The sequence below is a fragment of the Ralstonia sp. TCR112 genome, assembly GCF_007997035.1.
In the GTDB taxonomy this organism is placed as follows: domain Bacteria; phylum Pseudomonadota; class Gammaproteobacteria; order Burkholderiales; family Burkholderiaceae; genus Ralstonia; species Ralstonia edaphi.
In genome coordinates this window covers 65,257-77,266 of sequence record NZ_VOSS01000005.1, presented here as the reverse complement: position 1 = coordinate 77,266, position 12,010 = coordinate 65,257, and the positions used below count along the sequence as shown (strand labels likewise).

Annotated in this window: 14 protein-coding genes; 8 read left to right on the top strand and 6 right to left on the bottom strand. The window is 57.5% G+C overall.

The features are described 5' to 3' along the window. Nucleotides 1-166 precede the first annotated feature (166 nt). Nucleotides 167-409 (bottom strand): hypothetical protein, encoded by a 243-nt coding sequence (locus FUT88_RS02290; RefSeq protein WP_261796889.1) that lies wholly within the window; start codon nt 407-409, stop codon nt 167-169. Nucleotides 410-687: 278 nt separating this feature from the next. Between FUT88_RS02290 and FUT88_RS02285 the strand changes: the two genes are divergently transcribed. Next, entirely contained in the window at nt 688-876 is a 189-nt protein-coding gene (locus FUT88_RS02285; protein ID WP_222614243.1) for a hypothetical protein, read from the top strand. Nucleotides 877-1,099: 223 nt separating this feature from the next. Here FUT88_RS02285 and FUT88_RS02280 read toward each other — a convergent pair whose 3' ends face one another. Then, on the bottom strand, nt 1,100-1,624 hold the full coding sequence (locus FUT88_RS02280) for a phage regulatory CII family protein (RefSeq protein ID WP_186829218.1): 525 nt from the start codon (nt 1,622-1,624) through the stop codon (nt 1,100-1,102). 47 nt (nt 1,625-1,671) lie between these two features. After that, nucleotides 1,672-2,073 (bottom strand): transcriptional regulator, encoded by a 402-nt coding sequence (locus tag FUT88_RS02275; RefSeq protein WP_261796908.1) that lies wholly within the window; start codon nt 2,071-2,073, stop codon nt 1,672-1,674. A gap of 118 nt (nt 2,074-2,191) precedes the next feature. Here FUT88_RS02275 and FUT88_RS02270 point away from each other — a divergent pair, with 118 nt between their 5' ends. Beyond that, the gene (locus tag FUT88_RS02270; protein WP_147213636.1) at nt 2,192-2,668 is read left to right on the top strand and encodes a hypothetical protein; all 477 of its coding nucleotides are present in this window, start codon (nt 2,192-2,194) and stop codon (nt 2,666-2,668) included. Nucleotides 2,669-3,187: 519 nt separating this feature from the next. Continuing rightward, nucleotides 3,188-3,619: a hypothetical protein gene (locus FUT88_RS02265; RefSeq protein WP_147213635.1), complete on the top strand. Its 432-nt coding sequence runs from the start codon at nt 3,188-3,190 to the stop codon at nt 3,617-3,619. A gap of 7 nt (nt 3,620-3,626) precedes the next feature. Here the strand turns inward: FUT88_RS02265 and FUT88_RS26065 are convergent, their stop codons facing one another. Both FUT88_RS26065 and FUT88_RS02255 read right to left on the bottom strand, forming a co-directional pair. Further along, nucleotides 3,627-7,382, bottom strand: a complete 3,756-nt coding sequence (locus FUT88_RS26065; RefSeq protein WP_186829217.1) for a hypothetical protein — start codon at nt 7,380-7,382, stop codon at nt 3,627-3,629. A 125-nt stretch (nt 7,383-7,507) separates the two neighbouring features. After that, complete coding sequence (locus tag FUT88_RS02255) at nt 7,508-8,620, bottom strand: GTP pyrophosphokinase family protein (RefSeq protein WP_147213634.1); 1,113 nt, start codon at nt 8,618-8,620, stop codon at nt 7,508-7,510. Nucleotides 8,621-9,267: 647 nt separating this feature from the next. On the opposite strand from FUT88_RS02255, the gene FUT88_RS26060 reads away from it, so the two are divergent. From FUT88_RS26060 to FUT88_RS02235, 5 genes are read left to right on the top strand one after another with little or no spacing between them, the layout of a single operon-like run. After that, the gene (locus FUT88_RS26060; protein ID WP_186829216.1) at nt 9,268-9,405 is read left to right on the top strand and encodes a hypothetical protein; all 138 of its coding nucleotides are present in this window, start codon (nt 9,268-9,270) and stop codon (nt 9,403-9,405) included. A gap of 1 nt (nt 9,406) precedes the next feature. Then, nucleotides 9,407-9,616 carry a hypothetical protein gene (locus tag FUT88_RS02250; RefSeq protein ID WP_147213633.1) on the top strand — a complete coding sequence of 70 codons (210 nt, stop codon included), beginning with the start codon at nt 9,407-9,409 and terminating at the stop codon, nt 9,614-9,616. Between the two features lie 22 nt (nt 9,617-9,638). Continuing rightward, nucleotides 9,639-9,920: a hypothetical protein gene (locus FUT88_RS02245; RefSeq protein ID WP_147213632.1), complete on the top strand. Its 282-nt coding sequence runs from the start codon at nt 9,639-9,641 to the stop codon at nt 9,918-9,920. Further along, the gene (locus FUT88_RS02240; protein WP_147213631.1) at nt 9,920-10,450 is read left to right on the top strand and encodes a Lar family restriction alleviation protein; all 531 of its coding nucleotides are present in this window, start codon (nt 9,920-9,922) and stop codon (nt 10,448-10,450) included. The genes FUT88_RS02245 and FUT88_RS02240 overlap by 1 nt, the downstream gene beginning before the upstream one ends. Next, nucleotides 10,447-10,665 carry a helix-turn-helix transcriptional regulator gene (locus tag FUT88_RS02235; protein WP_147213630.1) on the top strand — a complete coding sequence of 73 codons (219 nt, stop codon included), beginning with the start codon at nt 10,447-10,449 and terminating at the stop codon, nt 10,663-10,665. The genes FUT88_RS02240 and FUT88_RS02235 overlap by 4 nt, the downstream gene beginning before the upstream one ends. Here FUT88_RS02235 and FUT88_RS02230 read toward each other — a convergent pair. Continuing rightward, nucleotides 10,662-11,951: a tyrosine-type recombinase/integrase gene (locus FUT88_RS02230; RefSeq protein ID WP_147213629.1), complete on the bottom strand. Its 1,290-nt coding sequence runs from the start codon at nt 11,949-11,951 to the stop codon at nt 10,662-10,664. The genes FUT88_RS02235 and FUT88_RS02230 overlap by 4 nt on opposite strands. Nucleotides 11,952-12,010: the final 59 nt, after the last annotated feature.

Sequence of the window (12,010 nt, the reverse complement as noted above, 5' to 3'; positions counted from 1 at the left end):
CTGCGTGCGCGTCACGCCCATATACCCCGCCAACCACGCCATGTGATGCGCGCTGCCAACCGGATACTCGTTCGCCTCATCCAACGCGCGGCCAGACAATGCGGCCGCCCTGCCCTTGGCCCAAACAGCGCCAACGGCCTCGATAGGAATGTCCATGGAATCGCCCTTACAGCCGCAGAGGCGCGGCCCTACACAGCACATCAAACACCGCCACAAACTCCGGCGATGTCGACGCAACAACAGTGGATCGAAAAGCGAGGCGCTCCGCCTCAGTTGAAATCGCGCGATAACGCGACGCGCAGGCCAACGCCAGCGCAGAAGACTCACCAGCCGCATTGAACGGCCAATACACATCCGCCAACGGCCACGCGCAAGCATCAAGAAGATGCTCCGCAAACTTCGACAGCACCGGCAACCCGCGAGGCTTGAACGCCCCCGCAATGCGGTGCCACGCACAACACATCTGGTCCACCCGCTCGCACGACAGACCCACAGCAACACGCCCCGCCTTGCAGCACGTCATGCCGTGTGAAAAGCGTGGCGTGTTGTCCTGCGTTTGTGTCATGCGCGGTCTAGCCCTGTCAAAAATCGATACAACGCGGTGCTACTGGTTGCCGCCCCCAACCTCTGGCGGCAACACTGCTCCGCGGGTCACACGCCCAACGAAAACCACTCACAACCTTTCACATGACACACTTGGACATCCTTGAGGCGCGCAAAGCGGCCGAAGAATTGCTCGACAAGATCCTCAAAACTCAGCCCACCCTGTTTCAGAATGGACCAGACGCGAACGAAAAATCTGGCGAAGCGACGGCCCAATTCTGCGAACGGTTCATCGAGGCTTATTCCGCTTACCTTTTCGTGCGGGCTCAGTAACCTCCGCTAGCAGCATCAGCTCGCGCGTCATGGCTTCACGAACCTCCGTAAGACGCGCGGGCAACGGCACAGTCAAGCTCACCCGACTTTCCTCCACCATCCCAAACAGAACATTCGCGATCCGCTTGGACTCTTCCTGCGACAACTTCGCCGCCCCACCGCAATTCGCTTTACAGCTTTGCATCACTTCTCCTATGCGCTCTCGCGCTTCAAAAAACAGTCATCACGCCTTGCCACGCACCCGCTGCAACCGCTCCGCATCACGCTGCGCACGCACGCGCAGCAGCTCACGCAGCACCATCACCGAAGCGGTCGCTTCTTCAAACTCCCGCTCCAGCTTCCGCATCTCACCCTCGGAGAGATGGTTGTCCGCCAGCGCCGCAGACATCGCGCGGCTCACATCGCCCACCTCGGCCAGCACGTTGCAAAGCGCCTCATACAGATCCGTATTCGGCAGATCCTCGCGAGCCACCTCGGGCAGCGGAATCGCCACCATCCCGTGACGCCAGCACAGCGCCTGAATCGGCAGCTTCGCGTTCGGCACGCCAGCGCCCTCCGCGTGCTCCACAATCACCGACACCTCTTCAAACGACACATAGTTCGTCTGCACATGCGGCAGCAGCTTGTTGCGCAGCACCGCGGCGGACTTGTCCATGCGCGCGGCCAATCCTTCAACGCCGCCCGGGTAGCCACGCGCCACCCAGTAGAGCGCGTCGTGTTGGTTGATCTCGGAATAGTGGTGGCTCAAGTTGTCTCTCCTAAAGAAGCTGTCATGGGCGGGCTGTGCGGGTCGCACTACCGGCGGTTTTGGTGGGCGCGTACACTTGCCTCATCGTTGGAGTGGCAAGGTCCAGCGCCCAGAAGCTGACGTCTGAATGCCCTCGTTGGCGAGCAAGCACTGCTCGCCCGGCTCACGCGTTGAATGCGCCGAAGACGGCCCGCAGATGCTGCAGCCGGTATCATTCGAGGCTTGGGCCGCATTGGCCGTTGGTGTAGCCGTGTGGATGGCACGCGGGCAGAGACAAGCTCGGGCCAGATCAAATGCCAGTCGTCGGGACGAAGATCCGGACGTCGAACAGCGCCCTGCGTCGCGACTTCAATTGCGACGTATCGCGCTGGGTTGATCCGCAGACCCTTGTTCACGACTTGCGACAAATAGATCGGCGACATGTCGATGGCGCGCGCGAGTGCCGTCATGCGGCCACGTCGAGCACGGACATACTCGGTTAGTGTCATGGCCATGACGATAGCTTTTTCTATCGCGTCAAACAATAGAATCACATAATTTTGCAATCGCTAGGAAAGGGGCACCACCATGGATTTGCGCGCGCGAAGAGTTGAGAAGCTTCGCCAAATGGTGAATGACGCGGGCGGCCCCGCCGCCTTCGCTCGATTGCACAAAGGCGTCAACCCGACCTATGTCTCGCAACTGCTCAATGGCGCCGCGCCCTTCGGCGATCGAGCAGTGGAGAAGATGGAGAAGCTTATCGGCCTACCGGCCGGGACATTCGACGCTGGAGAGGCCGACCGTGACACGCAGCTTGCAGAGCGTGACCGGGTTATTGCAGAACTGCGGCAACAGTTGGCAGCGAGTCGTGCGCGCGAGGCCCGCGCAGTGAAATTGCTGGCTGAAGCAGCCAGCCTGCTCGTTGACACGGAAGTACTTGCATTGGACCCGGCGGGAAGCAAATCAAGACGCTTCGAGGATGCGCCCGCAGAGGTTGCCGAGCCAGCCGACTACGGCTATCCGCCGCTTCCCAAGGCAAAGGCGCATCGCAAGCGCGCCAGTTAGAAAATCCCGCTTCGGCGGGATTTTTTGTTTCGTGTTTAGCCGGACGCGAATAGGAGAATTCCTATTCTATTGTTGGCCGCCCACCAACAACATGACTGCCCGCGCGGGCCGTCAGTCGAATCAACAATGGGCATCCTCATTCAGTTTCCTCAGCCAGCCACGCGCACACCGCCTGGAAGACCTCCGTGTAACGGCAGCGGGTCACAAGACGTGCGCCTTGCTGCCGCTTATCGGCGCGACCTTGATCGCGCAGTTTCACTACTACTCGAGCACGTTCAGAGCGATGCATACGACGGCGTAGCTCTCATCCTGAAACCGAAGTTGCCATCCCACAAGCCAGCCTTCGTCGTCGGGGGCCTCTACAGGCACAAGCTGCTCGAGGCTGCAGACGCTGCGATGCAGTTGCGTCTTGCGATCAGGCTGCGAGCAAAAGAACAGGGCTCTGAGCCACAGCCCTCCCCCGCGCATAACAGTCCCCTGCACTCATCAAACCACCAACAAGATGCCCTAGACCAAGCTATGCAAGTTACCCTGCAGGAAAAATGGAACCATGCCACCACTCGCTATCAGCGTTGCGAGCAATTGCTCCGCCTTGCGTTCAGCAAGCAGCTGCGCGCGTCGCCGGAAACCACGGCCCTTCTGCTCACCATCACTCAACTGCACATCGAAACCGTAGCAAACTGTCTTTGGGAACTGGTGCACCAGCCGAGCCAGTTGGCTCCTCAAGCGAAGCTCGATACTGTGAACGCCATTCAACTCTTCCGGACCGCAAGAGCTCAGGTATCAGCGTGGATGCCTCCAGCGGGTCAAGAAGCCGCTTACTTTTCTGCAAATGCAGCGGCTCTCACTGAAGACATGTTGCATGAAGGAGATAAGCTCCTGGCAGATGCCGAGCGGGCTCTCGTGAGGATCGGGGGCGATGTATGCCCCACAAAATCTGCAGGCATGTAACCCAGACCTACTCTCTCAATGCCTCCTTCGCTGCTCTGATGTCTTCTGCCCTAGCGTGAGCATCCCAATCGTCGCCGATGCGACGCAACATTCCAGCAGTGCGAGGCGACGTCTGCATGCGGTCTGCCCAAGCGCGGGCTTGACGGGCAAGTTCCCGCTCTCTGTCCCCGCCTTCGCCGATTGCCTTGCTGTACACGCCCCTCATGTTGAATCGAGCGATTGCCACTCCGCTCTCCAACCGGTCAGAAGAAATAGCTTCTATGGCACGGCGAACTGCTTCATGCGGCCACGCGTTGTCGGTAGGGCTGACCGGTGAATGCGCGAGTAAATGGCCGATCCGCCCGTCCGTAACCGCTCCACGCCCTGCCTCTGCCCCAAGCCTGCGAACCTGCATGCACCACGTTAACAAGAAATCACTATCGATCTCCTGCTCCCGCTGCCCAGGCAGAATCCGAAGGCTCTCAAGCAACCGATACCCTGCCATCGCGAGCTTTTGTTGCGCCTCGCTAATTTCTTTTGCCTCTTCATTTTCGCCCTTAAACACTGCACAAATCACCTCGACAAAAACCTCCGGTCTTTCGACGAGCATCCTATGCAGAGTCAATTGCTTGTCACGATGGTCAAGCAACGGCAAATAGGCAAATTCCAGTTGCGCTAGTGCGCCACGGTCAACATCGTCACGCTCCTCAAGCACATCGAACACTTGCTCAATATAGTGGGCTGTCATCGTCCCAACTGCCGCGCCTGCGCGATTAATCTGCGCAATCGTCGCCTTCAAAAGGCGATGCAGAGTGGAAGTCGGCAGCTCGCGTAGCCGCATGCCTGATGCTTGAATTGCCTCAAACGGTCGGCCATGAGCCTCATAACGTTCGATAGCGAAATTCAACTCTTCGAACGTTCCCTTGATGAAGAATGGATGCCTTTCCGACCAATAGGCGTCGCTTATTTCGGATCCAAAGCCATCCACTATGGCCCACGTCGCCTGGCAGTCATCGAGATGCATTAAGAGGACGGCAACGCGTTTCGCAGGGATCTGCAGACGAATCACAGCCTCCTGGAAATCAAAGATCGTCCCTTGTCCAAAGCGCGCAAGAGCCTCGCTGAGAATGGCGCCGGCGACGCCATCGAGTTCGGACCCCGTGACCAAGAGCGACTCTAGCAATTGAAAAAGGGGGGGCTGTGAAAGCTCTAATGACCTTAGCGCGACAACTATTGACTGCTTGATCTTCGCCCTGTTTGCAAGCTGCGCTAGTCCTCCAATTCCACTAGATGCGTAGAGCTCGCGTACTGCAGCTAACCGTGCAGCCTCAACCGGGACCATCGGGTCTCCATGGTCCATGCCCTTGCCGGGTATATCCGGCATCCAATCGTCAAACAGCCAGGTGATATCTTCTAAAGGATCGTCGGTCTTGAATTCCCTGCAGATCTCGTCCGCCTGCGCAAGGAGTTCCTCGGACAACGCCCATTCGGCGCCAGCATATGCCCGATGTCGGTTGACCTCCTTGCGCAGAGCGTCTACAACCTGTGCACGCGCGTCCGCCTGCATCTCGCCCAAATCAGTGCGAATCGCAACAAAAAACTCTGTGAAGATCTGAGCGGGAAACTCTGACATCGCTCGGATCAGAATCTGCCAGCGATCGGGCGCACCACTTGCATAGTCGACCGCCAGCCGAACCACATAGGTCTGGTCTGCCCATACTTCACCGTACGTCAAACTCTCATTCTTCAGCGGGCCAAACTCTCGAAATTTTGGCTGTGCCGCTGAATCTGATGTGTCGTAAGCTCGTGGGAGTAAAGCCTCAAGCAATGGCCATGCAATAGAGTGGACTTCTGAAATCACGGCTCGAAGAACTGCCTGCCGTTCTGGCTGGCTTGCATTCGTACTCGGCGACCAAGCAAGGAGAATAGATCTCAAGCTTCTTAGCGGCCGATTCTGAAGCCTACCCTGTGGGTCTACAACCGCAAGGCGAGCTAAACACAGTGCTACCCGGTGCAGGAGTTTTGAATCCCACGCGAGAGTCTCCAAAGCCCAAAGCAGTCCAACGTGAGGACTGGTAGGCGCAAAAAATTCTTCGCGCTCGTCAAAAATCGGTCGAATTAGTGTCGCGTCGCCCTCAAGCAAACGCTCGAGGGCATCAAGGAAAGGGACAGGCGCCGCCTCCGCAAGGAGAGCCAAGTTATCTGACAAAGCTGCCATTAGTCGATGATCGGAAGTCAGCCCCAGCAAGCTTTTCACAGTCCGATCAACGAATTCTTGCGGCGTGGAGCCCTGTACGCTGAAGTCAGCTTGCTCGTGCAACACGGCCATATGCAATAGCGTGTTCATTAGCCCGTCCCGCAGCCACCTGCTATGCGTGTCTTCCCGCTCAGAAGGTGAAACATAGACGTCGCTTGCAACTGGCGCTGACAAAGCCTTCGAGAAGACCGCTGTCAGTGCGTTGGTGAAGCGATCGAGGTGCTCTTGGCCGATTAGGTGTCCCAAATACACGAAAGCGTCCACTGAAGCTCTCATCGACCATATATCTCCAACATGGTCAATGGGGGAGTCACGCAGCTTGGTCAGACCACGAAGAGGTGCTTCAACTTGTTCGTATGGAACCCGGTCAGCAAGCAGGCAAAGTGCCTCCTTGTCAAATTTTCTTGTTGACTGCCAGGCGCCGGCGAGAAGAGCGGGAACGAGAACTTCCGCGTCCTTAACCCATTCAGGGGTCTCTGCGGTGCCGCTCGGCCTTTGCCGCGCAAGCACGGCAAGACTGCGTCCACAACGACGGGCAATGTCATATCCCTCTTGCTCAGAGAAGCCCATCCCCACAAATGCATGGCCCAGCACGGAACTATGTGGGCGATTAAGCAAGGTATGACTTCCACGTTTTTCATCAGCACCTGCACTGACAACTGTCGCCCCGCTGCGTGACAATAGCCCCACAAATGATCTTGCTTCGCCCCGTGGCAAAAACACGTGCCCTGAACGCGCAGACATAGCCCTCGCCGCCTCGGCGGTATCAAGCACAAGCGTTTTTGCTTCGAGAAACTTTCTGACTTCTAAGTCTGCCTTCCGAATCGCCGCGATCGCAAAAGCAACCACTTCATCCGGTGTATCTGCCGCGAATGCGACCCGATCACGAGGCTGCTTCAACCCTCTGAGTAGGTCATTCGCTTGACCCTCCCTTCCTGCAAGCAAGACGTCTTCAATAAGAGGAGGCTCAAAGCGAGTAACAAATTCCTCCCAGAATTCGTCAGTACTGCGTACGCCAGTTGCAGGCAATAGCTGAAGGTCGTATTTGGCAAACCTCGCCGCCACAGCGGGGCACAATGCGAACCAGTCTTCCAGTTTTGGTCCATCTATTAGCTCAACGGATAGCCACTCTTTCCTGCTCCGCTTCTCCTCCAGCCATGTGGAAAGCTCTTTCTTGGGTTTATCCCAAGTGTGGGGGGTAACAAAAACAAAAGTGATTTCTTTGCGCACCTCTGGATCGATCTCTTCCGTGCGTTTATCGTAATCGCTATTGGCCTTAGTTTCGATGTCTTTGGACGCACCGAACTCCCAAATCGATTTTCCCCCGGGTACGTAAGGCGGCACGCCCACCGCATCCAGCACGCCATCGAATCCGCGCACTTGCCCTTTATCGTCCTTTGGAAACCGAATATCCGAGATATCCGTGGCGACTGCACGGATTAAATCTGCCACGACACCCGGAAGCCGATTCTTAGCCTGAATTGTCTCAGACCATTGCTGAAGATTTAGCGCAGATACCCAACGCATTTTTCCCCTCCCTGGCTGCCGAATACTAAACGCAAGTTATTATGACCGGCTCACCAATATTTTTTTTAACCACCAGAGCCCCATACTGAATTAGCAGAAGGTGCAAGCATCTGCTTAACTGAGCCCTACTTCGCTAGTGCATATGTAGCCCGAACATCCCTTGCAATCATCGCCGGAGACTCCTCCCCGCCACCGATATGGAACTCATCGAGATACCTATCCAATGTATTCTGGCGTGGATCTGATACGGCAAGAATGTAGGCAAGATAGAAGACCCCAATAGCAACCGAAAAACTCTGAAATTCATCGTCCTCTGGACTAAGGCGGTCGTGAAGCCAAACTTGCGCGAACCGCTCCACCATCTTTCCGTGCTCCCGTACCGCCTTCATCAATTTTTCGGCTGTATTAATACCGAAAAACCTCAATCTGTCGACCTCACGCCCGGCGTCCTCGATGTCCATCTCGTTTTCCAAACCGCGCCTACCCGCTCTTGATATCGCGCGATTGATATCAATTATCTCCTTACTTCCTTCGACAATTGCTTTGAGCGAGGCGGCATTTAACTCAACTTCAGCAGGAGAACTTTCTATCTTTCCTTTGACCGTGCTGGAATAATCTTTCAGATAGCCTCGGATTGTATTAAATTCTTCATCCGCCAGCTCCAAAAGGCCAGCCAAGCGCGAGAATTGGCGTCGAACTTCGCGGGGAATAGCGTTGCTCGTCTTGTAGCCGAGATCATGCTCTATCTCTGCCCATGCGTGCTGCAAAATCGAACGTACTTGGATCTCGGCTTTTAGGCCTTGGAATTTCTTATATTCCGAAAGCGTTGCGCGGTTAGCTGCATTGGACACAACATAGTGCACCGAAAGATAACCAAACCTATCCGGATCAAGCGCTCTCGCCTTGTCGACAGAATTCTCGCTGTCGATGATAAATTCTGATTCGAATATATCAGAAACCTTTCTCACATCGTCTTCGAAATACGTAATAACCCGAAGCCCGCAAAGATCAGTAATCTGATTCAACGAGGCATATCTGGCACCCGGTTTATATAATTTCCGCTCCAAGCTCTTTCTATCTTTGCATCGGAAGGATACCGAATGAAATGGAACTGCCGCCGCCGTTAGAAGATCTTCCACTAGCGCTTTTAGTTTGACGCCAAAGCCTTCGTAGAGATGCCTACTCGCATCAAATTCAGACAGTATTTCGTGGCCTTCTCGGACTGATATGTTACTCATCAGAAAGTCGCTCCCCCATCAACACGTTACAGCCCCCGATTTTCATAGCTGAGTAGTCACCATTGCGTCGATCTCGGCGCTATCTGGCCGCCCGTATTTTGATACTTTACTACACTGACTGAGTGGGTCTCCGCGAACGGCTTCGAATAGTCCCCGTAATGTCGATACCCGGCGAGACCAGAATACAGCGATGTGCCCGCCCCGGTCTGGATTTGCAAGGTGGTGACTGACGCATAACCGAAAGTTCTACTTCTTTCCTGGTCCCTGCCACGCTTTCCCCGATTAATCGGGTTTCCTGTCTAGAGGCACTTAGACTGGCAATAGCCCCCACTAACCAAAACGCGTGGCCCGCTCGATTGGTGTGTGTACACAAGCGTTGCGCTCCAAGGGCAAGGAAACGCTACCGGCCTACCACCAACACATCTTCACACTTCAACTATTGTTTATGTAGATAGTTTTTACTATCGTCGGTGCATCAACGACCTCGGAGCACCGCGTGAAAATCTCTATTAAATGGGCAGCCGTCCTGAGCTACTTGGCCGCCCTTTGCCTAGTCCTAGCCTTCCACGCATACGCCCTCCATCTCGACGAATCATCCGAGACAGAGCCCACGCGCGTCGCCCAGCGCCAGGCATAAGGAGGACACGATGCGCCGCACCACCCTCCACCGCCTCGCGTCCGGCTACTTCAGCCACCACCCTGCCCTCGGCCTCGCCGTAGTGCTTTTCGCGTTCGGCCTCGCCGGCGCCATCGCGCCCGAAGCCGCAATGGTGCTCGGGGGCTGACATGCCTCCGCGCCCTATTACAGACGCGGCCGTGCTCGCCGAGCGCAACAAGCTGCGCCTCATCTGCACCGACGCGCAGGCCCTGGCCGCGGGCCCCATCCGCACCGCCATCGAGGCGTCCGCGCACGCACGCACCCATCCGCGCATTCGAACGACCCGCCGCGTGTGGGTCGACCTCAAGAAACTGGCTGCAGGCGACTTCGACGACTGACCAGCCGCAACGGAGACCAACCATGCATCGCATAGTGAACCGTACCCCCGCCACCCTTCGCATCGGCAAGCACGACGTGCAACGTCGCCCCGTGCCCGGCTCGCTGCATTGCAGCTACACCCTGCGCGTCGACGGCATTGTCGTGTGGGAGAGCATCAGCATCCCCTGCGCACGAGATCTCGACGGCGCCGTCAAAACGCACCGCTCGTGTCAGGAAGTCATGCAGGCCACGCGCCGTGGCGGCCGGCGGATGGGTATGCAGAAGATCAACGGCGCTGTTCGGCCGAAGCGGGGGGCGTTGTGATGTCGGCCACGGAAGTCCCAAAGGAAAGCACGCTCAATCCCCCGGCCGGCTCAACGGAGCTCGAAAAGCTGCGTGGACTGATAGCAGATGATGGCTTTGCTGCCACGTTCCAAACGATGGGGCGGTACCGAACGGCATTGCTGCAGATCGCGTCCGCACTTGCACGAAGACCCTCGAGCATTGCAGTGAGTGAAACCCTTAAGGAGTGCCCATTCTGCGGCGACGACATGAGCAACTTTGTCCCGGCGCGCGACGGCTTCACGCAAGGCCCAGGAATGCACTACGTGGAGTGCGATTGCGGCGCTAGTGGTGCCGGTGCCAAGACGGTTGCAGAGGCCATTTCTGCATGGAACACGCGCGCACAGCGTAGCGTAGACGGAGTGGCGACCGCCCTGCTGCAAGCCAACCCTATCCCTGCAGAAGACCCGACTGCGAACGCTGAGCCGGTTGTTACCGACCATTCTGTTGACGTCGACGAAATGGTTCAGCAGCAGACCGCCCTCGTGCAAGCCGAGGGCGGCGAATTATGAGGCCCATCATCTATCTTGATCTTCAGTCAGTTGCGGCCGCGATATCGCTCTCCGAGACAAGCGTCCAGCAACTGGTGCGCGAAGATTCCTTTCCCAAGCCGCGCAAGATCTCCGCGCGTCGCGTTGGATGGCTCTTGCGTGAGGTGCAGGAGTGGGCGGAGGGCCGCCCGGTCTCCGACCTGCTGCCCCCAAAGAACACCAGCCGGCGCGGCTAGCGGCTTGGCAGCGCCGCGCACCTCTCCAAATGCGCGGAAAGCTTCAGCAGCCACTCACGCCGCTCCCTGTCGTAGGTGTGCCGGTTGTACACACCTTCGACGCCCGGGAGCATATGCCCAAGAATTGATTCGCCAACTTCCATCGGGCAGCCGAGCGCTGCCAACATCGTCCGCCCTGTCCGTCGCAGATCATGGGGAGCCCAGTACTCCACTGGCAGCCGTGCACGCTCCCGCTGCGGGTGTGATTTGCAGTAGGACATGCGATGCCACACTCCGTGGCTGATCACCTTTTGCTCTGTGTGGCCACCCGACTGTGACGGGAAGAGGTAACCTCGGCCCGCCACAGCCAAGCGCCTCCGCACGACCGTCTCTGCCCGACCAACCAGCGGCACCCGCAGATCAGTAGCACCCTCGTTCTTAACGTTCTTGGTCTTGCCGTGCGGCACAGTCCACCACAGGCCGTCCGCTTCCTCCGAAATCTCCTCTGCCTCCATGCTGACAATCTCGGCGCCCCGCGCGCACGTCCAGAGGTAGAGCGTGCAGACGTCGTCGATCAGCGCTGGGAAATTGGGCAACCACCGAATCAGTTCGCCCACCTCGGCATCGGTGAGCACGCGCTTCGCCGTGCCCATTGTCTTGCCCTGAATACGTCGACCGACACTGCGCAGGCGACCACGCATCACCTCGCGCCACCAGTTGGGCACTCGCTCGCCCAGCCGTCCAGAGTCATGGCCGTACGTCCACACCGCCCCCAACTCCGTCCGGAGCCTGCTTGCCTGCGTGGGGATGTGGGCGTACGAATTGATCAGGTCAAATGCCACTGACCGGGTTACCTGCTCGGGCAGCATGTGGGCAATCGGCTCGAGCATCGTGTCGAACATCCGCCGGATCTCTTTCGCACCCTTGAGCGCGCGATGGCGCTCCACGTGCCCGACCAGGTAGTCGTCACACATGCGCCGGACCGTGTAAGGAATATGGTCCGGTACAATTTCGCCGTTTGAGACCGCCCGCGCCGTTGTGCGGCTATTGCGCCGTTCGTTTGCAATGTCGCGGCCGCTATCGCGCGCCTGGCGTAGCTTTTCCCATTCGACGATCGCAGCTGCCGGAGACATGGCCGGCCATTCGCCAATCTTTACTTGGCGCATGCGCGCATCAACGGGAGATTTGTATCGGTAGATCCAGGTCCGCCGCGTAGCGCTGCAGACAAGGCGCAGCCCAGGCTGCGTGTCGAGAGTCAGATGCTGCCCAGGTTTCAAGGCCTTGGCGGCACGTGCATCGAAATACATGGCGTAGCTTTTTTTAGCGTAGGTTTTGCCGCTACACCACCCCGAAGGGTCGGCGTAGG